20 protein-coding genes are annotated in these 26,524 nt (G+C 70.6%); 1 reads left to right on the top strand and 19 read right to left on the bottom strand.

The window, feature by feature from the left end; translation table 11 throughout:
• Positions 1-4 precede the first annotated feature (4 nt).
• Together AB0E94_RS07980 and AB0E94_RS07975 are read right to left on the bottom strand one after the other, a co-directional pair.
• A complete protein-coding gene (locus tag AB0E94_RS07980; RefSeq protein ID WP_360323800.1) occupies positions 5-1,012 on the bottom strand; it encodes a tocopherol cyclase family protein in 1,008 nt (335 codons plus the stop codon).
• Between the two features lie 39 nt (positions 1,013-1,051).
• On the bottom strand, positions 1,052-1,792 hold the full coding sequence (locus AB0E94_RS07975) for a BTAD domain-containing putative transcriptional regulator (RefSeq protein ID WP_360323798.1): 741 nt from the start codon (positions 1,790-1,792) through the stop codon (positions 1,052-1,054).
• 185 nt (positions 1,793-1,977) lie between these two features.
• Between AB0E94_RS07975 and AB0E94_RS07970 the strand changes: the two genes are divergently transcribed.
• Positions 1,978-2,196, top strand: a complete 219-nt coding sequence (locus AB0E94_RS07970; RefSeq protein ID WP_360323796.1) for a hypothetical protein — start codon at positions 1,978-1,980, stop codon at positions 2,194-2,196.
• On the opposite strand, the gene AB0E94_RS07965 is transcribed toward AB0E94_RS07970, so the two are convergent.
• Genes AB0E94_RS07965 through AB0E94_RS07885 form a run of 17 tightly spaced genes read right to left on the bottom strand, consistent with a single transcriptional unit; the run spans position 2,193 to position 26,445 of the window.
• The gene (locus AB0E94_RS07965; RefSeq protein ID WP_360323794.1) at positions 2,193-3,479 is read right to left on the bottom strand and encodes an ATP-binding protein; all 1,287 of its coding nucleotides are present in this window, start codon (positions 3,477-3,479) and stop codon (positions 2,193-2,195) included. The two genes, AB0E94_RS07970 and AB0E94_RS07965, sit on opposite strands and share 4 nt — an antisense overlap.
• Positions 3,476-6,694 (bottom strand): DUF4157 domain-containing protein, encoded by a 3,219-nt coding sequence (locus AB0E94_RS07960; protein ID WP_360323792.1) that lies wholly within the window; start codon positions 6,692-6,694, stop codon positions 3,476-3,478. The genes AB0E94_RS07965 and AB0E94_RS07960 overlap by 4 nt, the downstream gene beginning before the upstream one ends.
• Before the next feature lie 10 nt (positions 6,695-6,704).
• Positions 6,705-8,135: a contractile injection system tape measure protein gene (locus AB0E94_RS07955; RefSeq protein WP_360323790.1), complete on the bottom strand. Its 1,431-nt coding sequence runs from the start codon at positions 8,133-8,135 to the stop codon at positions 6,705-6,707.
• A gap of 3 nt (positions 8,136-8,138) precedes the next feature.
• On the bottom strand, positions 8,139-11,882 hold the full coding sequence (locus AB0E94_RS07950) for a hypothetical protein (RefSeq protein ID WP_360323788.1): 3,744 nt from the start codon (positions 11,880-11,882) through the stop codon (positions 8,139-8,141).
• Entirely contained in the window at positions 11,879-15,076 is a 3,198-nt protein-coding gene (locus AB0E94_RS07945) for a hypothetical protein (RefSeq protein WP_360323786.1), read from the bottom strand. The genes AB0E94_RS07950 and AB0E94_RS07945 overlap by 4 nt, the downstream gene beginning before the upstream one ends.
• Positions 15,073-18,354, bottom strand: a complete 3,282-nt coding sequence (locus tag AB0E94_RS07940; protein ID WP_360323784.1) for a baseplate J/gp47 family protein — start codon at positions 18,352-18,354, stop codon at positions 15,073-15,075. The genes AB0E94_RS07945 and AB0E94_RS07940 overlap by 4 nt, the downstream gene beginning before the upstream one ends.
• Complete coding sequence (locus tag AB0E94_RS07935) at positions 18,351-18,812, bottom strand: GPW/gp25 family protein (RefSeq protein ID WP_360323782.1); 462 nt, start codon at positions 18,810-18,812, stop codon at positions 18,351-18,353. Before AB0E94_RS07935 ends, AB0E94_RS07940 begins: the two co-directional genes overlap by 4 nt.
• The gene (locus AB0E94_RS07930; RefSeq protein WP_360323780.1) at positions 18,805-19,074 is read right to left on the bottom strand and encodes a PAAR domain-containing protein; all 270 of its coding nucleotides are present in this window, start codon (positions 19,072-19,074) and stop codon (positions 18,805-18,807) included. The genes AB0E94_RS07935 and AB0E94_RS07930 overlap by 8 nt, the downstream gene beginning before the upstream one ends.
• 11 nt (positions 19,075-19,085) lie before the next feature.
• Positions 19,086-20,852 carry a type VI secretion system tip protein VgrG gene (vgrG, locus tag AB0E94_RS07925; RefSeq protein WP_360323778.1) on the bottom strand — a complete coding sequence of 589 codons (1,767 nt, stop codon included), beginning with the start codon at positions 20,850-20,852 and terminating at the stop codon, positions 19,086-19,088.
• Complete coding sequence (locus AB0E94_RS07920) at positions 20,849-21,547, bottom strand: hypothetical protein (protein WP_360323776.1); 699 nt, start codon at positions 21,545-21,547, stop codon at positions 20,849-20,851. The genes vgrG and AB0E94_RS07920 overlap by 4 nt, the downstream gene beginning before the upstream one ends.
• A gap of 3 nt (positions 21,548-21,550) precedes the next feature.
• On the bottom strand, positions 21,551-21,718 hold the full coding sequence (locus AB0E94_RS07915) for a DUF5908 family protein (protein ID WP_360323774.1): 168 nt from the start codon (positions 21,716-21,718) through the stop codon (positions 21,551-21,553).
• A 12-nt stretch (positions 21,719-21,730) separates the two neighbouring features.
• Positions 21,731-22,186: a phage tail protein gene (locus AB0E94_RS07910; RefSeq protein WP_360323772.1), complete on the bottom strand. Its 456-nt coding sequence runs from the start codon at positions 22,184-22,186 to the stop codon at positions 21,731-21,733.
• The gene (locus tag AB0E94_RS07905) at positions 22,183-22,620 is read right to left on the bottom strand and encodes a phage tail protein (RefSeq protein WP_360323770.1); all 438 of its coding nucleotides are present in this window, start codon (positions 22,618-22,620) and stop codon (positions 22,183-22,185) included. Before AB0E94_RS07905 ends, AB0E94_RS07910 begins: the two co-directional genes overlap by 4 nt.
• A 17-nt stretch (positions 22,621-22,637) precedes the next feature.
• On the bottom strand, positions 22,638-24,071 hold the full coding sequence (locus AB0E94_RS07900) for a phage tail sheath C-terminal domain-containing protein (protein WP_360323768.1): 1,434 nt from the start codon (positions 24,069-24,071) through the stop codon (positions 22,638-22,640).
• Positions 24,072-24,095: 24 nt separating this feature from the next.
• Positions 24,096-24,989 (bottom strand): hypothetical protein, encoded by an 894-nt coding sequence (locus AB0E94_RS07895; protein ID WP_360323766.1) that lies wholly within the window; start codon positions 24,987-24,989, stop codon positions 24,096-24,098.
• Positions 24,986-25,591: a DUF4255 domain-containing protein gene (locus AB0E94_RS07890; protein WP_360324154.1), complete on the bottom strand. Its 606-nt coding sequence runs from the start codon at positions 25,589-25,591 to the stop codon at positions 24,986-24,988. Before AB0E94_RS07890 ends, AB0E94_RS07895 begins: the two co-directional genes overlap by 4 nt.
• Positions 25,591-26,445 (bottom strand): hypothetical protein, encoded by an 855-nt coding sequence (locus AB0E94_RS07885; RefSeq protein ID WP_360323764.1) that lies wholly within the window; start codon positions 26,443-26,445, stop codon positions 25,591-25,593. Before AB0E94_RS07885 ends, AB0E94_RS07890 begins: the two co-directional genes overlap by 1 nt.
• Positions 26,446-26,524 lie beyond the last annotated feature (79 nt).

Genomic DNA, 26,524 nt, shown 5'->3' with positions numbered 1-26,524 from the left:
TGGGTCAGTGGGCGGCGAGCAGCCGCTGCAGGTCGCCGTGGACTTCGAGGCCCGCGCAGTGGCCTTCGTCGTCCAGAAGCGTCCGGCCGGCCGGGTCGGCGAACCGCACCCGGACCCGGGCGTCGAGTGTCTCCTCGACCCGGCGGTGCATCTGGGTACGGATCGGGGCGTGCAGCAGGCCTCCGCGCCGCCGGTCCGCGATGATGTCCAGGGTGGCGCCCCGCCGGGACCGCAGACTCCACCGGACGTGGTCGTCGTCGAGCTCCAGCGAGGTGGTCCGGGCGCCGGTGTAGGTCGTGAACCGGTGCAGGCGTCCGGCGTGCCGCAACCCCACGACCATGCCGCGGAACTCACCGCGCAGCCAGGGCACCATCGCGATCGACGCGGTGAGGCAGGTGTCCGGCCGGGTGAAGTGGTTCGTCTGCATCCAGATGTAGGCGGACGGGAAGGCCTGGCCCCAGTCCTTCTCCAGATATCCCCGCCCGTCGTCGAACGAGACCGGGCCGCCGTCGGTGTCGACGGTTCCGGCGAGCCCGTGCCCGAACGACAGGACACCGTGGTAGCACTCCATCCGGGGCACCCAGGCGTACCAGCCCATGCTGCCCGGCGCCCACGCCCGGACCGGCCAGGGATCCAGCGGCCCGGTGAAGCGCACCTCGCCCCGCAGTCCTGCCTCCTCGACGTCGAGGGTCACCCCTCCGGTGGTGAACCGGTTCGGGCCCACGGTCACGTCGAAGGAGCCGGGGCTGGCGGTGAACTCCGACCGCTCGTAACGCTGGTACCACGACCGCCCGCTCGTGCCGTCGAGCACCTGGACGAAGGCTTCGGCGTCACCGTCGACTCCCAGGAACAGTCCCGGAATCACCGCCCATCGATGGGCCCGGTCCGCGCTCACCAGCTTGATGTACCAGCCCTCGAAGAAGCCGCGGCTCTTCCGGAGACCATGGAAACCTTCCGGGTGCAGCGTCTCACGCACCCGCGCGACAAGCCGTTCCGGTACGCCGACCACCATGCCGGGACTCTATCCGCCGCACCGCCCCCGGCGAGCCCCTCAGGGGTTGGTCGGGACGAGACCGCCCAGCGCCAGGTGTCGCAAGCCGGCGGTCGGCGCCACGCCCAGTTCGCGTAGCAGGCTCGCCCGGAAGCCCTCGAAGCAGCGGACCGCCTCGACCACGTTGTTCTCGGCCAGGTGGGCCAGGATCAGCACCCGGTTGGCGCTCTCGCGCAGGGGTTCCAGGCGGACGGCGGCGAGCGCGGCCTCGATCGCGTCGGCGTGCCGGTCCATCGCGATCAGCTTGGTGGCGGCCGCCTCCAGCGCGTGCATCTGCAGCTGGCGCAGGCGTTCGCGTTCGAACAGGACCCAGTCGTCGTACCAGCCCGGCAGCAGTTCGCCGGCCGTGATCAGCGCCGGGGCGCCGGCCGGCGAGAGTACCCGGCGGGCGGTGCCGACGAACTCCACCACATCGACCTCGACCTCCGGTGCCAGCGTGAGGACCTGGCTGCCGATCACCACCGGGTCGGCGCAGACCTGCCGTAACCGCCATAACGTCGTACGGAGGCAGGCGTGGGCTTTGCTCTCGGAAGCCTCAGGCCAAAGGCTTCCGGCCAGTTCGGCGCGGCTGGCCCGGCCGCGTACGCCGATGAAGGCGAGCAGCCGGGAGACCGCCTGGGGTGCGGCGAGCGCACGGCCCTGACACTCCAGCCGGAAGCAGTCGAGCAGGGTGAGCCCGAACGGCGCGGTGCGCGCCGCCCGGCCCGGTTCGAACCACACATCGGAGGGCGGAATAGGCATGTGTAACCCCCTCATCGAGGAGGACGACGCTCACCAGGGTGTCGTGGCGCCGCGTGGAAGTCCACGGTGAGTCACCCTTCGGACCCACCATCCGCATCTTTCGGAGGACGGCGTCACCGTCGCGTCACCGGTGGCGTACAGGGCCGGTGATGCCTCGGTGACACCCCGCGGCACAGAATCGACGTGTGTCCACTGACGCGCCACCTCCGGCCGAGTGGGGTGTGCTGACCGCCCGCGCCTGGCGCGAATCGCAGCCAGGGACTCCCGCACGCATCCGGGTGACGTTCGGCGTCGACCGGGCGGACGGCACCCACGTGATCCGGCCGCAGACCGTCGTCGTGGCCGGCTGGGACGATCTCGTCGCGGTCATCCGGAAGTGGTACACCGCGATCGAAGAACCCTAGACGATCTTGCCTTCCTTGACGTACTCCCGCAGGACCGCTGCCTCCAGGGCGGCGCGGCCGACCCGGGGCGAGCCGTCAGCGAGGGCCTGCACGGCACAGTATTGAATGACGTTGACGATGCTCGCGCCACTCAGCTCGAACCGGTGCGCCAGGCTGTCCCAGTCGACGTCCGTCGTGAGCTGGGGCGGGAAGGCGGCGGCCCAGATCGCCCGGCGCTGTTCGGGCCCGGGCATGGGAAACGGCACCGCGCACTGGAAGCGGCGCAGGAACGCCTCGTCGATGTTGCCGCGCTGGTTGGTGGCGAGAATGACCAGGCCGGCGTACGTCTCGATCCGTTGCAGCAGATACGACACCTCCTGGTTGGCGTACTTGTCGTGCGCGTCGCGAATGTCGGTGCGTTTACCGAACAGGGCGTCCGCCTCGTCGAAGAACAGGATCCAGTCGCGGTTCTGCGCCTTGTCGAACAGCCGGGACAGGTTCTTCTCGGTTTCGCCGATGTATTTCGACACCACCCGGGACAGGTCGATGCGGTAGACGTCGCGTCCGGTCTGCTTGCCGAGGAGGGTGGCGGTGAGAGTCTTGCCGGTGCCGGGCGGCCCCTGGAAGAGCGCGCGGAAGCCGGGTTTGAGCCGCCGGCCCATCCCCCAGTCGCGCAGCAGCGTGCCGCCGTGCGCGATCCAGTTCTCGATCTCGCGGATCTGCCGGGTCGTCTCCGGAGGCAGCACCAGGTCGTCCCACTCCATCGCGGTCTCGATGCGTTCGGCGGGGAATTCGCTGCTGAACCGGGGTGGACTCACCTCGCCGGTGGTGAGCCGTTCGACGAACTCCGGATCCAGGACCAGGCGCCCGCTCATCAGCGGCTCACCCTCCGGGACCGGGTCGAGCCACAGCAGATGCCGGACCGCGAAGAAGTGCCGGCCGGCGAAGAGACGCTGCACGTCGCGGCGCCGGGTGAGGTCGTCTCCGGCGAGCACGAACTGTGCGGTCTCGCCGGTCGGGAGCACGCCACGGTGGTTGGCGGCCTTGACACCGCCGAACTCGGGCAGGTCGCCGCCCTCCGGCAGGTGCTCGGCGATCACGCGGCTGAACAGGTGCGGCATCAGGTGCGGGACGAGGGCGAGCAGCACCACCACGTACTCGTCGTGGCTGGGTTTCGGGCCGCCGGTCAGTTCGGCGAGCCAGGCGCCGTCGAGTTCGGGTTCGGTGTCCGGGCCGCCGTCGAGGCGGGCGGCGATCAGGGCCGCCAGCTGCCGCAGGTCCTCGGTGAGGTGGTCGGCGTTCATGGCTTTTTCACAGGTGTCTCCTGGAAGGTGCCGTCGAGGGCCCACGACCGTTTGATCCGGCGCACGTGGAAGCGCAGTTTCCCGTCGGCGAGGTCGGGATGGCCGTCGTCGAGGTGCTCCTGAATCGACCGGTTCTCCTCGCTGTCGCCGAGGAAGATGTTCTTGGCGTAGCCGAAGAACTTGGCGTAGCGCTTCCGGGCGGCCTCCTGGATGGCCGCGAGGCTCAGCGGCGTGCCGACCGGGGTGACCGCCACGATGGGGTCGGATCCGGTCGAGCCCCGCTGTTCGATCAGCAGCTTGGCACGCGACCAGGTCATCTTCTTCTTGTTGAGTACCTCTTCGTAGTGCGAGCTCATGTCGTCGGCGGAGACGACGTGCCGCCGATCCAGCTCCCGGCTCGGCCGCAGGTTGATCTTGCGGCCCTGGGAGTCGGCGACCAGATCCTTCGGGTCGCCGCCCTGGGCCAGGTGCTCTTCGGCGATCGCTCGCTTCTGCGCGACGGTGAACTCGTCACGCGGAACGGTGACGCCGCTGACCTCGTCGTCGGCGACCTTCCATTTCACCAGGTGACGGGCGATGTGCGAGGCGAGCCGCCGGAGACGCACGTCGAGCTCTCGCGCCGCGGCGTCGGCCTTGGTGGCCTGTTTTCCGGCGGCGGCGTCACCGTCCTTGGCGTCGATGTCGCGCAGGACGGCCTGCTGCTCGGTGATCTGGGCGTGGGCGCGTTCGGCGGTCTCGACCGGCTTTGCCCGTTCGTCGTCAGTCTTCCCGGCTTTCTTTCCGGCTTTGTCGAGGAAGACCGACGGCTTCTCCGGCGTGGAGCGCACGACAAGCGTGGCGGAGGCCGCGGCGCCCTCGAAGGTGAGTACGTGCTCCTCGTCGCCGCCGCTGATCGGGATCCGTGCCCTCCACCACTCCAGGAGCCTCGCGGCGCCGGCCTTGATCTTCTGAAGGAGCTGGCCGAGCCAGGCGACGATGCGGTCGAGTCCCTTGTCGATCGGCTGCCGGATCTTCTTGACGATGCCGACGAGCTTCTCCGGCACATTGCCGAGGCCGGCGAACTTCGCCAGGAACGCGATGATCACGGTGAGCGTGCCGGCCATGGTCTGCTCGACCTTCTTCGCGGCCGCGTCGACCTGGCCGGACGCGATCGCCGCGATCGAGTCGACGAACGCGGCCACCACTGCCGCGATCTGCTGGATCTTCTGGATGAAGAACGTGACGGTGTGGTAGGTCGCGATGATCGCCTGGATCACCGCGCCGGCCGGGTTGAGCATGCTGACCAGCTTCACGACGGCGGCCTTCACGACCTCGGTCGTGATCATCTGGGTGACCTGGCCGATCAGTTGGTCCTTCAGTTCGGTCAGCTCGGCCTTGATCTGCTCCCAGGCCGCGGCCGGACCCTGGGTGACCAGCGTGACCAGCACCGCCGCGGTCTTCTCGAGGGCGGCCAGCACTGGCTCGGGGATGATCTTCACCAGCTTGGCGCGAATGTTCTGCCAGGTCAGGCTGAGCACGGACAGGACCAGCTTGACGATCTCCAGGAGCGTGAACGCGGTCGGGATGTAGACGCCCGCCTCGCCGAGCGGCCCGGTCAGCCACTTCACGAGCGCGTTCTTCAGGTGCGTGCCGATGTTCTTCGCGAACATCTCGAAGCCGAGCCGCCCGGCCCGCACCAGGTTGCCGACGAACCGCACCGGATCCCGGACGATCGTCTGGAACGCGGTCCGCGCCTTCGCGACGTACGGCAGGACGGCCGGCGCCACCACCGAGAAGAGGATCTCCAGCAGGCCGAGGACCTGGCGAAGACCCCAGCCGAGGAAGTCGCCGGCGATCCCCGCGAACACCCCGGCGACCTTGCGGAACGCGCCCGCGACGGTGATCACGTCGGCGAAGGTCAGCGACCGCAGCATCGCCAGGATCCGGCCCGGCACGGCGGTGACCATCCCCATCAGGCCGGTCAGGGCGTTGGTGAACCAGGACCAGGCACGGGCTACCGCATTGCCGCGTTTGAGGTTCTGCCAGACCTCCTCCTGGCCGATCAGCTTCATGAAACCGCCGATCACGGTCTCGGCCGTACGCGGGCAGACCTCCCCGGTGATCGGGTCGCGGCCGAGGACGGCCTTGAGCAGATCCCAGCCGCGGGTGCCGGCGGCGAGCCCGGCGAGCGGCCGCAGGGTCGCGTCGCGCACCATGGCGAGGATGTCGCCGACCACGCCGGTGATGAACGCGATCAGCGCGCCGATCGGGTCGGTGAAGATGCGCTTGGCGCGGTCCCAGACGCCGCCGAGGTCGAAGATGTCGCTCCAGCTGAGCGAGTCGACGAAGCGTTTGAGCCCGTCGACGACCCGGCCGCCGATGTCGCCGAGCACGGTCATCCGCTGCCCGGCCCAGGCCGCCGCCTTGTCGATCACGCCGTGGGCGTCGAGTGCCTGGGTGATCAGCGCGCCGCCCGGTATCAGCTCGATCATTGCCCGGAGCAGGTTTGCCGCGGTCCGCGGCACGGCGCGCCGGTTGATCGGGTTGACGCCCAGCATGAGGGTGAGCATCCGGAAGCCGGGAAGGTTGTCGGCCTTGCCGGCGAAATAATCGAGCGCATCCGGTACGCCCAGGCGCTGCACCGCCGGAGTCGCTGCCGGCCGGACCGCGGCGTCCGGTGTGAGCGGCTTCGATTGTCCCTGCTGGATGGTGTGGGTCAGCTCGTGCGCGAGCAGCTGCACGCCCTCGCGGGTGCCCGGCTGGTATTGACCGCGGGCGAAGAAGACATGGTTGCGGTAGGTGAAGGCCCGCGCCGAGAGCTGGTTGCTCAGGCTCCCGGCGAGGCTGTCGTCGTGCACCCGCACGCCGGTCAGGTCGGCCCCGAGCCGTGGTTCCAGGAAGGCCCGCAGGTCGGCGGGCAGCGGCTGTCCGCCGGTGGCCGCGGATTCGACGGCCGGGGCAGCGACGGGGCCGCTGGGGGCGGCGGGTGCGCGGGAGATCGCCGGGGCGGTGCTGGACATCGCGGTCGGGGACGCCGAGCGCATCACCCGTTCGGCGGTCCGGTCGGCCTCGGCTTCGAGGCTGTCGGTCGGCTTGCTGACGGTCAGTTTGGTCTGGACCGCCGGGCGGGCGGGCGCGAAGAAGCCGCCACCGCGGGCCTTGCCGAAGAACGCCTCGGCCGGAGCCCGCGTGGCGGTGCCGGCGGGCTTCGACGTCTTCTCGGCGGTGGCGGCCATGGCTTCCCCGTTACCGCCATTCCACCAGGAGCAGGCGGCTCATCCAGGGCAGCTGGATCATCGAGAGGCCCCACGGCAGCTGGTCGAGGAGGACGTCGAACGACTCCGTCTCGATCCGTAGCAACCGGTCGTGCAGACTCCCGGCTCTGGTCAGGAACGTGCCGCGCAGGCCGTCGGGCCCGGTGCCGCGCAGCACGTCCCAGTGCCCGATCGCGGAGCGCAGCAGGAGGTCCGCCTCGGCGAGGTCGTGCGCGCCGAGTTCGAGCACCGTCACCGGTTCGTCGCTCGGCACCTCGCACAGCACCTTGGCCATGCTCAGGTCGTATTCGGGTGCGCTCGTCTCGCCGGTGGCCAGGTGGTGCAGCAGGCACAGTGCCCGGTCGGGCTGCAGCAGGCGGTCCCCGTCGGCCACGCCGAGCGTCTCGAAGAACCGTGGCAGGAACGGGTGGAGCACCACAACCCCGGCGTTGACGACATACTCACCGTCCTCCTGCGCGCCGCCGGACGCAGGCCGGCCGGACGCGGTCGTGCCGGATGCGGTGTTTTTCGGAGTGGTCGTGCCGGGTGTGATCACGGGGGCCGGGACCGGCCCGGCTGCAAGGTCGATGTTCTCCGTCGCCTCGATGGCGCTCAGCAGGTCCGTACGGCCGGGCGCGTCGACCGGCACGGATCGCCAGGCGGTCGCCAGCAGCTGCGCCGGCCCCGGCGGCACCGCTGCCGTGAGGCCAGCGAAGGCCGCCTCCCAAAGTGCCTCGCGTAGCAGGTCGGCGGCGGCCGGCGGCGATACCGCGGTGGCGGATGTGGGCCGGTCGGCGCCGACTCCGGTGATGTCTAGGCAGCGGTCCATGGTTGCGGCGGTGGCCGCCGACAACTCGCGAAGCAGCGTCCGGTGAAACGACGGCGGGAACTGCCGGAGAAGCCGCCGTCGAGGAGTCTCGGCGGCGAGGATGCCGGCGAGTTCGGCACGGAATGCGGCCGACGGTGCCCCACCCGCGTCCGGCGCCCACGCGGCGAGCACCTCGTCGGACAGGTGCCGCCCGGCCGGCACCCGGTACGACCAGGGCAACCGTCCCGTACGGAGAAAGGTGAGCAGGGCCTCGGCCACCGCTTGGCGCTCCGTTCGATGCCGGATGTCCGCCGCCGGCTCGCCAAAGGGCTCCGGGGGAGCTGCGGGCCGGCTGAGGAAGGTCGTCACCTCGCGGGCGACGGCCTCCGGCAGCTCGCGGGCGAGCCCGTCCCAGGAGAGGGTGCCCAGGTCGATCTCCAACCGGTCGATGACGAGCCGGCCCTCCGGCGGCCCGAGCAGCGCCAGGGTGCGCTCCAGCGAGGGCGTGACCGCGTCGGCGCAGATCCGCCTGAGCCGCCGCTGCAGGTCCAGGCCGTCGGCCTCGGTGCCGTGCAGCGTGACCTCGACGATCTGCCGTCCGATCAGGTCGGTCATCGCTCACCCCCCGGTCTTGATCGCCCGGACGACACTCGCGGAGCAGCCCTCCGCGGTGTATGCGGTCAGCCGGACCAGTTTCTCGGCGGGCTCCGCCGGATCGAAGCCCATGCTGGTGCTGAGTCCGTTGGTGATACCCAGTGTCCCGTCCTGCACCTCCCAGACGAAGGATTCGGCCTTGGCCGGGCCCGACGGTTTGGCGAGCAGGGTCACCCGGTCCCTGCCGACGTCGGCGGTGAAGTCGATGGTCAGGCCGGGTTTGCACACCTCGACCGGTTCCTCCTTGGGCCGGCATTTGTTGGAGGTGACCGGGTCGGAGGGCGGCAGGAACGCGCGTCCCGACCCCTCGAGCAGGACGACGGACGTGCCCTTCGCCGCGTCATAGGTGGTTTGGATCGCCTGGGTCCGCTTGGCCTGGCTGAATCTGACCGTCAGGATGAATTGCAGCTCGATGCCGATCAGCCGGTCGATGAGCAGCGTGCCGGTGGTGAAACCCGCGGCCGGCGGGACGTAGTCGAGGCGCAGCCAGTCGGGCGAGCCGACCCGTGCGGCGATGATGCCGTTGATCTGGTCGAGCCACTTGGCGACGACGGTGGCGAAGCGGGTGCTCGGCAAGGGGTTCGGGGCCTGGCTGACCACGGCGGTGACCTCGGCGGTCAGGTCGATGGTGGCGCCCTGCGGGTCGCCGAGCAGGAACCGGATGTCGGTGGCGGTGTAGTCGTTGATCGGGAAACCGGACGTGGGTTCCGGCACCCAGAAGCGGTGGCCGGCGCGGATCGCCTTGCCGTCGAACGGCAGGGTGCAGACCTTGTCGACGTTGTGCTGGAAGTCCTGCGAGACGGTGCAGCCGTTGGCGTCGCCGATGGTGACTGTCACCTTGTCGCCACCGGCTATCGGCGTGCTGGTGTAGGCCGTCTTGACGATCGTGCCGGGATCCGCCCGGTAGGGCTCCGTGCCGCCGGAGACGGTGAATCCGACCTGGTAGGTGCCGGTCTTGGTGTCCTCGGTGATGGTCGCGGGCCCGATGGCCAGGGCCGCCGGCACGACGATCGGCGTGGGCGCCGACTCGCTGCCGGCGGCGTCGCGCACCACGACCGTGTGCGACCCGGCCGGGAGCAGCACCTTGCCGGTGAACTCGGTGAACGTCCCGTTGTCGACCCGCACGGCGGCGGTGCCCGTCCCGCCTTCGACGGTGAGGGTGACCTCGGCGTTGCCGTCGGCGTTGGTGCAGCCGCGCCGCAGGGTGAGCCGTGGCCGGTCGGCGGACAGGGTGAACTGAATGGGCGGGCATTCCGAGTGCAGGCTGTACGGCAGGAAGAAGTCGGCGATGACCGTGCCGTCGGCCAGCTCGGCCTCGGCGTCGACATAGATCCGCTCGCCGATGTCCTCCGGCGGTTTCCGGCCGACCAGGACGGTACCGGTGAGCAGCTGATACACCTCCTGGATCTGCGCGTTCCCGGTGAGCGTGGGGTCGAACCGGAGCCGGCCGAGCGCGGCGGCGAGAGCGTCACCGTCCGTCACCCTCGGTGGCGGGGCCGGGGCGGAGGACGGGTTGGTGGATTCGTGGTAGACGAGGATGAACGTGCCGCCCAGCGGCACCCCGGCGTGGTGCTGGACGCCCGGGTGCCGGTCCAGGAAGGTGCTGAGCAGCTGCGCCTGCTGGGCCTCCTTGAACCGCCGCCGGTATTCGGCCTGCAGGGCGCGGAAGGGTTCGAGCCGGCAGCGCCACACTATGTCGGTGAGCCGGTCGGCGAGCCCCGCCGAGGTGAACAGGTTGTCGGTGCCCGGCCGGACGGCGGCGCGGGCGGCCTCGAAGGCGGTCGCCGACTCGACCAGGTTTCCGTAGCCGGTGGCGAACCGGGCGGCGTCGAGGTGCCGGACGTCCGCGGTGAGTTCGCCGAACAGTGCCGACATCGCGTTGACGAGACTGAACGTCTGGGCCAGGAACTCCACGTTGGTGCCGGCCCCGCTCTGGCCGACGGCGAAGAACCCGGTCCGGGCCAGCATGTTCTCGATGACCCGCCCGACGGTCTCGGGCTGCACCCGGAAGCCGGGGTCGCACGCGCGCAGCAGCGACAGGATCGGTTCCCGGGCGACGGTACCCGCGGCCGTTCCCGGCGACGGCAGGCCGTAGAAATACTGCACCTGCTTGCAGAGGAAGCAGATCAGCTCGGCCTTCAGGGTGGCGTAGAGGGCTTCCAGGTCGTCGAAACGGCAGTCCTGCCCGGTCAGGTCGACCGGGATGCTCTCGTCGAACGCGCCGGTACGCAGCGCCACCACCTCGATCGGCAGCCGGTACGTCGTGCGCAGGTGCAGCAGAGTGGCCATGGTGGTGCCGAGCGCCTTGCCCAGGTGCCCCTCGACGCGCAGGAAGTTGTAGGGCTCCAGCCCGTACGCGAGGGGGTCGAGGACGAAGTCGGGGGCCGTCCCGTACTTGTCGGCGCGGTAGCCGAGGTTGCGGTCGGCGCGCCGCCGCCGGGTCTGTTCGGGGTTCCACACCTGGTGCAGTGGGGTCGTTCCGTCCGACTCGTAGTAGTACGGGATGGCTGCGGCGGAGAGCGGTCCCGGCCCGTACACGCTGGGGGTTATCCGAATCTGCGAGTCGAAGCGGCCGCGGTCGCGTTTCGGCAGCGGTGGCTCGTCGGTGAACCGGTCGAGCATGGCGACCAGGCGACGGAAGAGCACCAGCAGGTCGCCGCAGCGGGCCGTGGCGGGGGAGGGCAGGAACCGGTGCCGGTAGCCGGCCGGTTCGGCGACCGAGGTGGGATCGAGCACGCCGAGGGCGAGGTGCCGGGGGAAGAGGCCGGCGGGCGGGCAGCAGACGGCGAGCAGTTCGGTGCCGGCCCAGCGGAAGTCGTCGTAGGCCCGGATCAGGTCGTCGAAGAGGTCCCAGTAGTACTGCAGGAACCGTACCTGGCCGATGGTCTTCGGGACGGTGTCCAGGAACCCGAACCGGGTTTCGACGTCGGTGAACGGGTCGTTGGGGAAGGCGGCGGCGAGCAGCGGGCGGAAGATCCGGTATGCCTCGCCGAGTGCGGTGGCCACGTGGTTGACCAGGGTGTGGTCGCGAAACGCCCGCTGGAACGCGGCGAGCACGTCGGCCGAGGTGACCGGCCCGGAGTTGGGCACGTCGACGCGGGGCATTCGCAGGTCGGGCAGGGTGAGCCGGTCGAGCACGCCGGCCTCGGTGCCCGGGTCGGCGCCGGCGGCGGCGAGCATCGTGGTCAGGTCGGCGGTGCGGATCAGGAGCCTGCGCACGGTTGCGGTGACCGCCGAGCCGCGATCGTCGCAGTCGTCCGGAGCGCAGGTCCGCATACCCTGCCGGCGGAGTTCGAGCAGCAGCAGCATCGCCTTGTCGCCGAGGTCGAGCTCGCCCGCGGCCAGTGGCCGGCTGCCGGTCTCCTTCGTGGGGGAGAGCTCCCAGAGCGGGAACTGCTTGCCGGTGCCGTCGTGCAGCGGCGGGTAGGGCAGCTGGTCGGGCAGCGTGTAGTCGTTCCAGAAGAGCAGGTCGACGTCGTTCGGCTCGACGATCAGGTAACCCTGCGAGGTGACCCCGCATCCCTTGGTCAGGCTCACCGTGGTGCCGGCGAGTGAGGCGTCGAGACCGCACAGGATGCCGATGCCGATCAGGTCGGCCCGGGTGAGGCGCTCCTGCTCGTCGAGGTAGTCGCGGGTCTCGTTGAGCTGGGCCTCGGTCAGCACCTGGTTGGCCTGGTAGACCGCGTACGTGTCGTTGACCGTGTTCATGGCGTGTTGCTCCCCAGTGCCGTTCGGTTGAGGCGGATCGGGTTGCGGTCGCCGCCCTGGTCGCAGTCGTGCAGGTGGGCGCCGGGGTAGGTGTTGCGCAGCGTGTCGAGCGCGTCGGTGAGCAGCCGCAGACGGTAGGAGACCTCGGCGTAGGCGGTGTAGCGGTCGATCAGCAGCGCGCGCAGGGCGGCGCCGACCGGCAGCGGTCCGGGGTCGAACGGCGGGAAGTCGGTGAACGCCCGGCCCTCGGCGACGTGGGTGTCGCGCCATTGCGCGAACGCGGTGCCGGCGAGGGTGAGGATCTCGGTCGGGTCGGCTCCGAGGTGCGACTCGACGGCCTCGGTCAGGTCCTGTGTCGTCCAGTCGATCCGGGCGTCGGCGCGCCACCAGCGGCACCAGGCGTCCTCGAAGCGTTCGAACTGGCGGCCGTGCACGGCGATCTCGGCGAAGTGGTCGACGGCCACGGCGCGCAGGGCGGTGGCGGTGTCGCCGTCGATCGGGTTGGCGCAGCTGGCTGCGGACAGGTCCACGGCCGACAGTGCGGTGGTGAGCTGCGCTCGTACCGCATCGGGTTGGTGGGGTTGAAGTTCCTTGCCCGCATACCAGGTCTCGAATGCGGTGCCGAAGGCGTCCCGGACGGCGGTGGCGCAGGAGCAGTCGTCGCCGAGGAGCGCCGCGAACTCGTCGAGCACCGGGTCGCAGGGATCTGGGACGTAGCCGTCGTTGCCGACCCAGCAGATCTTCACGATCAGGTGCGCCGGAGTCTCCTGCCGGATGGTGTGTTCGGCGAAGTCGCGCATCTGCATGTCGGTGTTGAACGGCGCGGTCCAGCCGGGCATCACCCAGGTGAGCCGGAAGGCGTAGGAGTCGTCACAGCCGGTCACGTCGCCGGGGAACTTGGGCCGCAGCAGCAGGTGTTCGACGAGGACGGCCCGTTCGTTGGCGCTCCAGGTGGCCAGTGTCCGGTCTGCGGAGAGCACGAGTTGAGCGAGGATCGCACGTTCGGCGTCGGCGAGTGCGTCACCGAGCGCCACATCGTCGACGGGGTCGCCGGTGTGCCACCACAGCTGCCCGCCGGTCTGGGTGATCGCCCAGTTCGGGGGCAGCGGCGCGTGGGCGGTGAGCAGTGCCGACAGGGCGGTGGTCACGGTCGCCGGTACGGGGAAGGCGGTGTCCGGGCCACGCAGCACCAGGGACTCGCCGGCCGCGTTCGCGTGCCAGACGAGCGCGAGGTCGGGGTGGCCGAGCAGCAGGCTGACCCGGCGTTGCAGGCCGGCGACGTTGCCGGGCAGGCAGGGCGCCTCGGCGTGGTTGGCGGCCCGGCCCCGGTCGTGGCTGATCCGCGGGTGGGCCCGCAGGAACGCGGCCTTGTCGGCGATCAGGTCGAGCTGGGCGGTCCGCTGCCCCTCCAGGCTGGTGAGCAGCAGCGCGTACTCGGCGAACTGCTCACCGAAGCGGGCCAGCAGATGGTCGAGGAACCGGTTGCGGCGGGCCGCGAACTCGGGCGCCGACTCCGCGAGCCCGGCCAGCGTCGCCGCATCGAGGCCGCTCGTCAGGTCCGCATATCCGGCCAGGTCGGCGGCGGTGAACGGTTCGGTGAAGTAGGTGTGCTCCTGGGCGGCCAGGGAGAACAGGTCGGGCAGGTGCGCGAGCTGGGTGTACCGGTCGCGCAGCATCTGGTCGAAGACCAGCAGGTACGCCTTGAGCTGCTTCGCCTGAGCCCGGCGTGGCGGTGGGGCGGTGGCGGGCAGCCCGGCCGGCCCGATCCCGTAGGTCAGCGGGAACGCATGCTGGATCGGCAGGTAGGCGCCGACGTCGCGGGCGGTTCCGGCCGGTGGCGGCAGGTCACCGGCGTCGGCGGGCAGTTTCGGCCGGGCCGCGGCGCCGCGCAGCTGGGTGAGGATGCTCTCGGCCTCGTCGGTGCGCGGCACGAACGGCAGGCCGCCTGCGGTGAACCGGAACCGCGACATGCTGCGGTAGAGGTTCGGGCGGCGGCCGGGGGAGACCGGCAGCAGCCACGGTGCGGACCCGCCGGCCGGGCGGCTCCGGTCGTCGTAGGTGGTGAGCAGGACGTTCTCGACGGTGAGTACGCCCGGGATCTCCATCAGCAGGTCGATGAGGTCGGAGACCCGGATGTCGGTGCGCAGCGCGGCCGCGGCCAGGTCGCCCGGTGTGACGTAGCCGTTGGACATCTGCGGGCCGTTGAAGATCTCCTCGACTCCGAGGCCGGCCGCCAGCAGTTCGGCGACGGTGTGAAAGGCGATCGGTGGGTTGAGGTAGCGCTCGATCGCGAACCAGACGGCCGCCTGCACCGCCTCGACGTCGGCGTCGGCGCGGATCTCCACGTCGGCGCAGACGGCGATGTCCTCGACCTCGATCGGCCGGACCCGATGGAGGTCCTCGGCGAGAGCCCGGTGCCGGTGCAGCACGGCCCTGGCGGCGGCGACCGCCCGGCCGGCGGCGAGCACCCGGCGCCGGTAGCGGTCGACGAGCCCGCCGGGCCCGGTGTCGGCGAGCACGTCGCGGATCGCGGCGACCGTGGTGCCGGCGCGGGCCTCGCGGTCGCCGAAGACGCGCAGCGCGGCGTCCACGGCCAGGGTGGAGCCGTCGGCGAGGCCGATCTGCAGGCCCACGTCGAAGACGCCGCGCCAGGAGCCACGCAGGGTGTCGTCGTCGACCGGCAGGGTCACCGTGATCGTGGACAGCGCCGGGCCGTCCGGGAACGGAATCGCCGGGAACCGTAGCTCCAGGGTCAGCTCGTGCGGGACGCCGGCCGGGTCGGGCACGGTGCGGCGGGCCGCCAGCGTGCGGTCGGCCAGGTCGCCGGCCTCCTCGTCACCGTCGAGGTCGAGTGCCACGTCGTACAGGCCACCAGGCCGGCAGTCGAGCCACGCGTTGCGTACCGTGTCGAGATCGATGAGCAGGCGGCGCAGGTCGTCCGGGGTGACCGGGTTGATCGTGAGGATCTGCCGGGCGGTCGGGAACGCCTGGTCGGAGTAGGGCGCGGCGGAGGCGAGCAGGTCGGCGATCGGCAGCGCGGTCCGGTAGGACAGCTCGGTCATCGCATAGCTGAACGCCTCCAGGATCGTGATGCCTGGATCGTGGGTGTTGTAGTCGGTCCAGTGGTCGCTGCCCATCTCGGCGATGAAGCCGATGCCCTGCCGCCGCAGCTCGTAGAAGTCGCCCGCGCTCATCCGGTCGCCGCCTGGTGGATCGCGGTGATCACGTGGCGGGCGGCGGGCGCGGAGACCAGCACCGAGACGGCCCGCGAGCCGGTGATCAGGTCGGCCGGTTCGCCGTCCGGGCCGGTGCCCGGGTGGTGGTGGAACATCCGGAAGTCGGTGACGTAGTCGACGTATGGCCGCTCCTCGATGAAGTCGATCAGCACCGATGTGGCGTACCGGCCGGTGAAGGTGGGGTTGGCGGCATCACTGAAACCCCACGGCGACAGGAAACGGGTGATCTGCTCGCGCAGCAGGCCGAGGTGGAACGTCTCGTCGAAGCCGTCGCGGAGCCGCACCTTGAAGTCGACGTGCACCGCCTCGAAATCCGGGTTCTTCACATGCAGGGTGACGAAGCCGGACATCCGCCGGGCGAGGAATTCATGGATGCGATTCAAAAGACCGAGGCTGGTGTACGGACGAAGCGGGTCCCGTCGATCGCCGTCGCGATGCACCGGGATGGTCACCACGGTCACGTGTCCTGCCGCGAGTTCCTGATAGACACCCGGTTCGTAGAGCGTGTGGTTGAGACAGCGCACGCGGTGGATCGCCGGGAACGCCTCCAGCACGAGCCGCTCGTAGTCCCACAGCGCGACCGCGCGGTCCTTGTGCCGCAGCCGCTCGCTGACCCGGGTCGCGAACGCGGCCGGCGACTCGGCGCCCGCGCCGCCGAACCCGGCGAACGGCTGCGTGATCGTCTTGATCGCCGGGTCGGGCCGCACGGGCTTGCCGATCGTCGCGGGCGGCAGGTCGGGCACCCCGGCCGGGCCGGTCACGCGCAGGCCCTGCGCCTCGACGAGCAGCAGCCGGCAGACCGCGTCGCTCGCGGTACGCACCGCGGCCCGTACCCAGTGCAGGCCGCCCGGCAGGAGGGTGTTGTCGCTGGTCGCGTCGCCCGGCACGGCCAGGGTGAGCACACCGGATTCGAGGAGCCCGCCGGTGTGGTCGTCGACCGCGTCGGCCGCCAGATCCTGCCACGCGTTGTCGCGCAGATAGCTCCAGCGCACGTGATCGGCGGGTTTGCGGGTGAGCGGGTCGGCGGTGCCGTCGAGTACCTGCACGAGCAGGGCGAGGTTCTGCGGCGGACGCAGCCCCGCGATGCCGAGGTAGAACTCGGCCTGGTCGGGGAACTGCGGCAGCAGCGTCTGTCCGATGCCGGACGCGACCGCGCCGAACGGGGCCAGGTGGAACAGCCGGGCGCCGGTCTGCTGGTCGGCGCGGTAGTCGAGGGCGAGGTCGCGGATCACCGGGATCACCGGCACATCGGGTGGTGGCTGGCCGGCCTTGATCTTGATGGCGAGGGCCACGGCGTACCTGTCGAGGCCGAACCCGGCGTCGAGGCGCAGCCGGACGAAGCCGCCCCGCGACGACGGGCTGAACCGTTCGTCCACCTCGGCGACGGCCCGCAGCCCGGCGCGGCCCGCCAGGTCGTAGCTCGCCGCGCCGAGCGTCGCCGCGGTGATCGCCGACGGCACCCACTCTCCGCCGGTCCGCACGTCGATCATCAGTTTCGGGGTGGAGTCGTGGGCTTTTGGCGTCACCGGCCAGGTGACCCGCAGGGTGGCGGCGCCGACCTGTTTGCGGAACATCTCGGCGCAGCCGACGACGAGCGCGTTGCCGGCGATCGGGGCCGGGCCGAACGGCTGGAAGGCCTTCGTCGGGTCGACCGGGCCCAGGTCGTTGGCGAGGGTGAGCCCTCGGACGCCTTGCACGTCGACGCGCAGGCGGATCCCGGTGACGACGAGGCCGCCCAGGACCGGGGCGCGGAGCCTGATCGCCAGCACGGGTTCGATGGTGGCCAGTGTGCCGCCGTGAGTGGCCGGGACATAGCCGGTGACAGCCGGATCGTCGCCGGTCAGATCGACGCGCAACCTGATCGGGCCGCCGGCCTCGCGGCTGAGCTGCGACAGGCGGCGTTCCAGCCAGCCCTTCGTGGTGGTGAGCCGGCAGACGACGGCGTCGCGTAGGTCGGGCAGGGCCGTGCCACCGCTGGTGGTGATGTCGACGGTGATCGCCCGCGTGCCCTCGGCGAGCGCCAGGTAGGGCGAGGCGACCGCGAACCCGATCTCGGCGGGCGTCCCGGCGACGAACGGATCCCAGCTTCCGTCCGGCCCGGCGGTGACCGGTGCGGCGAAGATCCGGCCGTCGTCGCCGCGGTGGACGGTGCGGCGGTCGGCGACGTGGGCCTGGTTGACGACGAGATCCCGGTCGGCGGTGAAGACGACGTCCCGACCGGCCCGGAACGGCAGGCCGGCCGCGACCAGGTGGGTGCCGACCGTGCGGGCCGGTTCCAGGAGCAGGTGCGCGTGCCCCGCCACCGGCGGCCGTTCCCGGAAGCGCAGGATGTCGCGGTAGTAGAAGTCCAGGTGCCGGGCGGTCAGCGTGTTGGTTTCGGCGCGGACCTGATCGAGGAGCCGCACGAACGCGAGGAACAGCGCGTAGTGCGGTTCGTGGCCGGTCTGCTGGAGGGTGGCGGCGAGCGCGGTGCCCGCGTCCCCGGCGACGCGGGCGTAACCGGCCAGGAACACCGTGCGGACGGCCGTGAACGCGTGGTGGTTGACCAGGTGATTGAGGCGGTCGTCGACGTCGGGGCCGGCCCCGTACACCTCGGTGTCGGCGGCGATGCCGGCGTGGTAGGCGGCCCAGCCGGTGCCCGGTGCGGTGATCCAGTCGGCCGAGAGGCCGCCGGCGAGGACTGCGGAGAAGGTGGTGGCGGCCCGGCCGAGGATGCGTAGCGGCGGGTCGGGCACGGCGTCGCCGACGACGCCGAGGCCGCGGCCAGCTTTGTCGATGGCGATGAGTGTGCGCAGCGCCGGGGCGAGCCGGGTGCGGATCAGGTTGACCAGCGCCGAGCGCAGTGGATGGCTGTCCGGCAGGGTTTCCTTGAGCTGGTCGAGCCGGGCCGCGAGGGACCCGATCGCGCCGATCACCGCCCCGGCGGCCCGGATCTGCACGGTGGCCGGCGTCGACGGTTGCCGGCCGTCCAGAGTGGTCAGCAGGCCTTTGAGCACCGCGCCGTAGTCGGTCACGTCGGCGATCGCGGCGACCGCGAGCTGGACGGAGACGTCCCGGTCGAAGAACGGCTGCCAGCCGCCGGTCACCGTGTCGTCCTCGCCGTAGTAGCGCAGGAAGGCGGCGTAGGCGCGGGCGTAGACGATCGCGTCGGCGAGCCCGTGCTCGTCGACCGGCGCCGAGGCCGGGTCGAGGGCGGCGGGAGCCCGCTGGTCCTGGGCGGTGCCGTCGCGGATCATCGCCGGTCCTCGGGGAGCATCCGCACCGATGTGGTGAGGTTGATGTCGGTTCCCTCGCGCAGGTAGTAGGGGAAGACGAAGTTGAACCGTGAGTTGGTCGCCCGCACCCGGTAGATCACGCCGATCAGCACGACGCCGTCGAGGCCCTCGCTCTCGTCGAGCCGTACGCTTTCCAGCTCGATGCGCGGCTCGTGATAGAGGATGGCCGCCTCGATCTTGTCGGCCATCAGGGTGCGGGTGCGGGTGTCGAGTTCCTCGAAGACCAGTTCGTCCATCGAGCAGCCGTAGAGGGGCACCATGATGCGTTCGCCCTGCCCGGTGGTGAGCAGCACGTGCAGGCTCGACGCGATGTCGTCCTCCTGCTCCAGCATGCGTACGCCGGGCAGGGCCGTGTCGAAGGCCGGCGGGAACGACCAGCCGCGCCCGAGGAACGGCCGGTCGCCGGGGTTCTCAGCCACCGATCAGCACCGTCGGCTCACCCGGCGGCAGCACCACGCCACCGCCGGCGCTCTGGTCGCCGGCCCGCGCGGCCGGCATCCCGCCGATCAGTACGGTCGCCGAGCCCTTCAGGATCGTGTCGGCGCCGCAGCCGTCGCCGACCCGGGCCGCGGGCAGGCCGCCGATCAGCACCGTCGGCGCGCCGGGCGGCACGATCGGGAGGGGCGCACCCTGCGTCGCGGCGCTCACGATCTGGTCGGTGACCCGCGCGGCTGGAAGCATCGTTCGCACTCCTAGTTGATGTTGACGGTCCCGCCCTTGATCACCGTGGCCGAGTCGCCGGTGATCTTGGTGCTGGAGCCGCTGAGCTCGGCGCTGGAACCGCCCGACACCTTGACCGCGGTGTCGGCCTCGAGCGCGGCGTTCTTGCCTCGAACCGTGATGTCGCCGGTGGCCTTGAGGATCAGGTCCTTGGCGCTGTCCAGGGTGATGCCGCTGTCGTCGAGGACTATCGAGTTGCCGTTCTGGTCGGCGATCGTCACCTTCTTCTCGTCCTCGGAGAGGGTGACCCGGTTGCCGCCCGGAGTCTCGATCGACACGGCCACCTTGTCGTCGTCGAAGAGCAGCTTGATCTTCGAGCGGCTGACGTACCCCTTGTGGTGGTTGTCGTCGCTCGCCGGTTCGGGGGCCGTGTTGGCGCTGCTGTGGCACATGCCCAGCACGATCGGGAACCGCGGGTCGCCGTCGAGGAAGCCGACCACCACCTCGTCGTCGATCTCCGGCCGGAAGAAGGTGCCGCGTGACCGACCGGCGTCGAGGGTGGCGATGCGGGCCCATGTGCCGTCCTCGGCCGGGTCGACCATCGGCAGCCGCACCCGGATGCGTTCCTCGGCGTCCGGGTCGTCCTGCAGCGCGGTGACGACTCCGGTCTGCAGGCCGTGCACGGCGGGCAGCAGACCGGCGGCCGGTGGCGGGCTCATCCGGTAGGTCGAGGCGAACGTCTGTGGTGACAGCCCGAACTGGACGTCGGTGTCCCAGTCGCCGTTGGCCACGGTGTGCCGGACGCCGGAGACGTACTGCGGGCCGGCGAAGCGCTTGCCGATGCCGGTCACCTCGATCACCGCGCCCGGGGTGACGCCGGCGAAGCCCTGGAAACGGACCCGCCCGCGGACCTTGGCCAGCCGGTCGCGCAGCAGCCGGGCGTCGGCCCAGGCCTGCAACTCGGGCTGGCTGAGCTGGCCGCCGTGGCGCAGCAGATCCGGGTCGCCGCCGAGCACCCCGGCCAGGTCGGTGGCGTCGAGGTTGCCGGCCGCGGTCACGTGTGGTTCGGCCGCGTCGGCCGACACCACGTCCTGGTCGGCGGCGCTCCAGCTGGTCGCGGTGCGGCCGGGCGGCTGCACCCGGGCGTCGATCTCGGCGTCCAGCTCGATCACGGTCGCGCCGTAGTGGGCGGTCACCACCGAGGTGGCGCCGGTGTCCGGGGCGGCGACCGTGACCTTGCCGTCGCGCACGACGACCACCTGGCCGTTGGCCTCGGCCCGGCAGAGCAGGAAGTCCCAGTCGGTGGCGTCGTACTGCACCACCTCGGCCGACTTCGCGCTGGTGGACGCGACGTCGCCGGTGAGGTCGTGACCGCTGATCAGATCGGTCATGATGTCGCTGTCGGACTGGCCGGTGAAGTAGCGACTGCGCCGCCCACGGGTCATCCTCACCGCTCTGTCGCGGCACTCCACCACCAGGACGCTCTCGTTGCGGCGGACCCGGATCCGCTGGCGCACCACGATGCCCTGGAAGACCCGGTCGACCTGGCCGCGGTAGCCGAGCCGCAGCTCGATCTCGCGGCCCGGCACGAAGTGGTCGGTGTCGCTCGCCTCGAACGTCGCCTTCGAGGCCTCGCCGTCACGTAGTTCGAGCAGGGCCGACGGGACGCGGTTGAGTTCCGCCGAGACGGTCAGCGACAGCACGTGGAACTCGCCGGAGATCTCGGCGCCGTCGATCAGCACCACGACCGAGCAGACGTCGGGGGTGGCCGGCGTCGGGATCGTCGACGTGTCGCTCATCGGGCGACCTCCGCGGGCAGCGGCGGGAAGTACAGCTCCCGGCCCGGGTCGAGGCGGCGGAAGTCGGTGAGCCCGTTGCGGGCGGCGACCAGCGCGTAGTGCCGCGGGTCGCCGTACACCTGGAAGCACAGGTAGGGCAGGGTGTCGCCGGCCTTCACCACCCGCCGGTGGGTCATGTCGGGCGAGCTGCGTGCCTCCCGCGCCGCCCGCATGCTCTCCTCGATGCTTCCGCCGAACTTGACCTTGACGACCGCCCGGATCGGTTTGCCGTCCGGGTTGAACAGCTTGTAGGTGATGCCGACCTCGAGAGCTCGTCCCTTGAAGACCAGGGCACCCCAGACCAGCTTCAGGTGGTACGGCTCGTGCGACTTGCCCTGGTACGCGGTGAGCAGTTTGCGGAAGTGGGTGACCTCGTCGAAGATCCCGTCCGGCTTGGGTGTGCCGTCGATCAGCCCGGTGCTGTCGAAGAGGAACTCGAAGTTCAGCTGATCGGGCAGCGTGTACTGGAACTTGGCCTGCGCGCCGCTGGTGCCCTGCCCCTGCCCCTCGGCCGTCTTCACCTTGTATTCGAGGGTGTAGGTCTCCGGGTTGATCAGTGCCTCGAACATGTCGGCCGCGTTCGCCCGGCTGCCGGTCTCGGCGTCCTTGGCCGAGTCGAACGCCAGGATCAGCATCTTCTCCAGTTTGCCGGCCATCGGTCAGCGCTCCGCCCGGTCGGCGAGCAGCCGCATGACCCGCTCGACGCAGAGCGCCACGATCTGCTCGGGATCCCCGCCGGCGCCGGCGGGCGCGGGCCTGTCGGGAACGGCCTCCTGCGGGGCGGTCACCGCGACCCGGATGTGCAACTCCCTGATCTCGATCGGCACGGCCCTGCCTCCCTACTGCACCGAGAAGTACTGGTACGACAGTTCGAAGGTCTCGATCACCAGTGAGCTCTCACCGGAGTTGAAGTCGCTCACGGTCCACTTCTTCGGCACGGCGTGCGCGACCTTCCACGTGCGCACCTGCTCGCTCTTGTCGTTGAGCAGCAGCACGGTGACGTCCGCGGCGGTGAAGACCCGCTCCCGGAACGCGTCGAGGCACCATTTGACGACCGAGTTGCCGTCGAGCGTGCCCGGCCCGGTGAGCATGCCCCGCCTGAGTACGAGGTCCGCGTACTTCGTGCGCACCGGCAGCTTGTGCACGAACCGGTTCTCGCCGCCCTCCCGGTACTCCTCCATGTCGTATTCGACGGTGAGCCCGGACAGCGTCTGGAACCGCACGTCGTTGCGCTCCCGGCTGATGCTGAACTCGACCTTGTAGTGGAAACCCCAGGGCGGGTAGTAGTCGGTCACGGGTCGGCCCTGCTCAGGCCCTCGTGCGCGATCTCCATGCTCTCGATCGCCACCTCGTTGGCGTCCGACTTGAGATCCGGCGCCGTGATCTTGACCGGGAAACAGCGCAGGGCCTTCCAGGCCGCGACCGGCAGCTGCCTCTCGTTCAGCATCGTGATGAGCACCTCGCGCCGCTCGGCGACCCGCTCGGTGGTGACCGCGTCGAACCAGAGGTAGACGTCGATGTCGCCGATGAACTTGCCGCTCTTGAGGGTGATGTGGTTGTTCTTCAGCAGGCCGGGCATGGCGATCCGGTTGAAGCCCTGGGAGTCGCTGTGCCGGTACTCGATCTTCTCCCGCTCCAGTACCAGGCCGGTGACCTCGGTGAAGCTGAGTCTCGCCGGGCCCCAGTGCACCTGGAACTGAAAACGCGGAAGCGGATAGGGCTGTGTCATTGCCGGTCTCCTCGCCCTCAGCTCTGCGCCATCTTGTGCGAGAAACGCAGAATGATGAACTCGGCCGGGCGCACCGCCGCCATGCCGATCTCGACGATCAATTTGCCGTCCACGATGTCGATCGGCGTCATCGTCTTGCCCAGCCCGACCGCGACATAGAAGGCGTGCTCGGGTTTGACCCCCTGCAACGCGCCCTGCCGCCACTGCACGGTCAGAAAGTTCTCGATCATCGACTGCATCTTGATCCAGGTGTTGGCATCGTTCGGTTCGAAGACGAACTGCGCGGTGGCCTTCCGGACCGACTCCTCGACGAAGATGAAGAACCTCCGCACGGGTACGAAACGCCACTCGCTGTCGTTGCCGGCCAGCGTGCGCGCGCCCCACACGAGCGTGCCGCGGCCGGTGAAGGCCCGGATCGCGTTCACCGACTTGCCCGCGGTCGGGTCGACGTTGAGCACGTCCTGCTCTCCGTTGGTCATGTCGGCGCACGGCCGGACCACTCCGGACAGCCCGACGTTCGCCGGGGCCTTCCACACTCCACGCGAGTTGTCGGTGGCGGCGTAGATGCCGGCCACCGCCCCGCTCGGCGGCAGCCGGCACGGGAAGTCGCGGATCGCGGCGCGGGCCAGCTCGTACCGCTGGTTGTTGGTGGTTTGCAGGGTGTTGAGCTTGCCGGTGGTCGCGGCCCCGCCGTCCTTGACATAGCTCACGTCGACCTGGGTCTCATCGGCGGCGAGGTCGAGGACGGTCTCGATGTTGGGCGTGTAAACGGCGCCGTAGGTGAGATTCTTCGTCAGCCCGCCGGCGCGGAACAGCCCGGCCGCGGTGACCAGGTCGGCCTTGGCGTCGGACATCGAGATGGTGCCGCCGTGCATGTCCATGATCGCGAACCGGTCCTGGAGGGCGGCGCACTGGCCGAGCACCTGATCCGACATGGACAGGTAATCGGTCAGCCCGAGCGCCTGAGCCTCGGGCACCACGATCAGGGTCGGCTCGTCCACCTTCTTCAGCGGATCGAGGGCCTTCTGCAGGTCGGCGAGCTCGGGCAGCGCGCCGACGGCCTTGAACTTACCGACCGACACGATCCAGCACGGCCCGCCGCCGTTGGCGAAGAACATCTGCAAGGCGTAGAAGAGGATGTGCCGGGAGCGGTTGGCCTCGGTCAGGTCGGCCGTCGCGGTGATCCCGACCGTCTTGCCCGGCGTCTCCCTGGTCACCTCCTCGACCCGTACGACGAGTTTGTTCTCCGGCTGAGGGCCGCCGAAGAACTGCTGAAACTGCACCAGCGACGTTATCCGCTTCGGCACCAGCACCAGGTCGCCGGCCGCCCGGTCGTCGGCGAACTCGGTGTATCCGATGAACGCCGGGATGGCCGTCTCGACCGGGGCGATGCTCGGCGGGAACTTCGGGATCTCCTCCACGTACACACCCGGCGACCGGTAGGTGGCCATGCGGTTCGTCCTTCCTACGACTGATCAGATGAAGATGTCGGAGACGAGCCGCGCCACCCGGCCCGGCGAGTTCGGGTCGGTTTCGGCGACGACCCCGGCGGCGGCCGGCTTGCGGCGCGGGCCGGCGTTGCCGAACCAGGTCAACGGGCTCGGATCGGCCTCGGTGAGGGTGACCGTGCCGTCGCTGCGCTTGCGGTAACGCCGGACCGTCGCCCGGTTCTTCAGGCGCACCTCGAAGACCGGTGGCGGTGTGGCCGGCGGCCGGCCGTCGAGACCGACGAGGCTGAAATCGGGGTCGCCGGGGCGCACCGCGGCCAGCCGCACCACGGCCAGCACGCCGGCCGGCAGTCCCGCCCCGGCCGGCAGGTCGCCCTGGTGCAGGTAGACGGGACGGTCCGCAACCGGGCCGAGGCTCCGCTCCGGCGCGCCGGGCTGGTCGGCGGAGAGCTGGCGCAACACCCCGCCGGTCACCACGAGATCCTCGACCTGCCCGCCCGGCCCGGCCGCATACTCGGCGGACAGGAAAAGGTGCTTACGCCCACCGAAGGTACGGGTCACGCCGGTCAGGTTGGACAGCATCACCGGCGGCCGCGGGCGCAGCCAGGCGGCGGTGTAGCTCAGCAGGTCCGGGTCGACGGCCGTGACGTGGATGTCGAACACGGCGCCGGTGTCCAGCACGGCGTCCTCCGGCACCGCGAGCACGAACCCGGCGCCGGTCGCCCGGAACACCGGGCCGGTGAACTGCGGCGTCACCGCGAGGACCTTCCGCACGTCGTAGCGCAGCAGCCGGGACGTACGGTCCGGCTCCGGGAGGTCGTCGAAGCCGGTTGCGCCGTCGTCGAGCCAGTAGTGGTGCAGCAGCCGCACCTCGGCGAGGCGGCGGTATGCCGTACGGATCCGGTCGGGCACCGTCCTCACCGCCCCACTAAGGTGCTGATCACCTCGGTGACCAGGCCACTCTCGCCGGACGCTGCCGCGAACCGCATCTCCAGCATCCGCACCGAGTAGAGGGCGAACGGGAACTGTTTGGCACCGAGGGTGCCCCACAGGTGGTTGACCTCCTCGATGCTCGGCGACGCCAGGCTGAAGATCAGTTTGAACTCGGCGAGCCGGTCGGCCGGATTGATCGGGGCGCCGGCCGTGAGCGAGGCCGGGGCGACCGTCTCCGGCGTGAACACGTCGTGGTACTGGAAGAACGCGATCGCCCGGGACAGCGCCAGCAACGCGTCCCCGTAGTCGGTGTGTGTCGCCGTCACCAGCACGGTGAGGTTGAGGAAGACCGGCGGGTTCTGATGGCTCACCCGCAGCGTGGAATCGTCGCGGACGTTGCCGGACACGTTACGCAGAGTCCGTTCCGGCGTGACGTTGACGACCGACAGCAGGATCGTCCCGCGTTTCGGGCCGCCGGTGCTGCCGACCTCCCCGACGTTGGCCAGCTCGACCTGGCCGGTGCCGGCGCCGAGCCCGGTCAGGTGCTGCTCCAGTTCGTTCGCGACGATCCGCAGGGCGTGCGAGATCATCACGCGCCCGGCTTGCTCAGCGCTGCCGCGATGTTCTCGTCGCGGGCGGCGGCCAGTGCGTCGCGTTGCTGCCGGGCCTCGGTCGCCTTCGCCCGCAGCGGTTCGACCGCGGCCCTGGCCGACGTCAGCGCCGCCGCCGCGGCGAGGTTGTCGCTCCACAGCTTCGGCAGCCGGTCCGCGAGCTGTCCGCCCTGAGGATCCTTGACCGCGGCGTCCAGGTCGGTGAGGGCCTTCTGCAGGTCGCGGTTGCGGACGAACGCCTCCGCGGTCCGGCCCGAGTCGACCGCGGCGTTCGCGGCCGCGTGCAGGGCGGCGACCCGGGCCCGCGCGGCCTCGGTACGCTGCGGCACCGCCACGAGCTGCCGGAGGACGTCCGCATGCTCGGCGGCGGCGGCGTCCGCGGCGACCCGTGCGTCGGCTGCGGCCTTCTCGGCGGTGGCGAGCCCGGCGGCGGCGGCGTCCGCGGCGGTGGCCGCCTTCGCGATCGCGGCGTCGATCTTGTCGATCTCGGTGGCGAGCGCGTCCCGCCGCGCCTGCGACAGTTCCTGCTCGATCCGGGCGGCGAGAGCGGTCTGCGCCTGGCCGATCTTCGTCACGTCGTCCGCGCCGAGGTCGTGCGCCTCGGTGCGGGCCTTGGCCGCGCCGGCCAGGTCGGTCTCCAGCCGGGCGGTGGCGTCCACGTCCGCGTCGAGGCCCCGCTGCTCGGTGTCGAGATCCTCCAGGGCCCGTCGGTCCGTCTCCAGGTTGCGGGCTGCGGTCTCGATCTTCGCGGCCTTGTCCCGGCGGGACTTGTCCAGCTTGTCGCGACGGTCCTTCAGCTTCGCCAACTGCTCCGCGATGCTCGTGCTCGCCATCCCTGCCGGCCCCCTCTCACCGCTTGCGGGCCAACCTCGCACGGCACACATCACCGCGGCGTCACGGCGGGCGTACCGC

Origin of the sequence: Actinoplanes sp. NPDC026670 (assembly GCF_040638175.1) — a bacterium.
GTDB lineage: Bacteria > Actinomycetota > Actinomycetes > Mycobacteriales > Micromonosporaceae > Actinoplanes.
This window is presented reverse-complemented; position numbering and strand designations above follow the sequence as displayed.

Excerpts from the sequence above, each read along its gene's own strand:
- AB0E94_RS07950 (WP_360323788.1), bottom strand. The coding sequence starts at position 11,882 with ATGAACACGGTCAACGACACGTACGCGGTCTACCAGGCCAACCAGGTG.
- AB0E94_RS07955 (WP_360323790.1), bottom strand. The coding sequence starts at position 8,135 with ATGACCGACCTGATCGGACGGCAGATCGTCGAGGTCACGCTGCACGGC.
- vgrG (WP_360323778.1), bottom strand. The coding sequence starts at position 20,852 with ATGAGCGACACGTCGACGATCCCGACGCCGGCCACCCCCGACGTCTGC.
- AB0E94_RS07940 (WP_360323784.1), bottom strand. The coding sequence starts at position 18,354 with ATGATCCGCGACGGCACCGCCCAGGACCAGCGGGCTCCCGCCGCCCTC.
- AB0E94_RS07885 (WP_360323764.1), bottom strand. The coding sequence starts at position 26,445 with ATGGCGAGCACGAGCATCGCGGAGCAGTTGGCGAAGCTGAAGGACCGT.
- AB0E94_RS07905 (WP_360323770.1), bottom strand. The coding sequence starts at position 22,620 with ATGACACAGCCCTATCCGCTTCCGCGTTTTCAGTTCCAGGTGCACTGG.
- AB0E94_RS07980 (WP_360323800.1), bottom strand. The coding sequence starts at position 1,012 with ATGGTGGTCGGCGTACCGGAACGGCTTGTCGCGCGGGTGCGTGAGACG.
- AB0E94_RS07960 (WP_360323792.1), bottom strand. The coding sequence starts at position 6,694 with ATGGCCGCCACCGCCGAGAAGACGTCGAAGCCCGCCGGCACCGCCACG.
- AB0E94_RS07890 (WP_360324154.1), bottom strand. The coding sequence starts at position 25,591 with ATGATCTCGCACGCCCTGCGGATCGTCGCGAACGAACTGGAGCAGCAC.
- AB0E94_RS07920 (WP_360323776.1), bottom strand. The coding sequence starts at position 21,547 with ATGGCCGGCAAACTGGAGAAGATGCTGATCCTGGCGTTCGACTCGGCC.
- AB0E94_RS07975 (WP_360323798.1), bottom strand. The coding sequence starts at position 1,792 with ATGCCTATTCCGCCCTCCGATGTGTGGTTCGAACCGGGCCGGGCGGCG.
- AB0E94_RS07930 (WP_360323780.1), bottom strand. The coding sequence starts at position 19,074 with ATGCTTCCAGCCGCGCGGGTCACCGACCAGATCGTGAGCGCCGCGACG.
- AB0E94_RS07945 (WP_360323786.1), bottom strand. The coding sequence starts at position 15,076 with ATGAGCGCGGGCGACTTCTACGAGCTGCGGCGGCAGGGCATCGGCTTC.
- AB0E94_RS07965 (WP_360323794.1), bottom strand. The coding sequence starts at position 3,479 with ATGAACGCCGACCACCTCACCGAGGACCTGCGGCAGCTGGCGGCCCTG.
- AB0E94_RS07900 (WP_360323768.1), bottom strand. The coding sequence starts at position 24,071 with ATGGCCACCTACCGGTCGCCGGGTGTGTACGTGGAGGAGATCCCGAAG.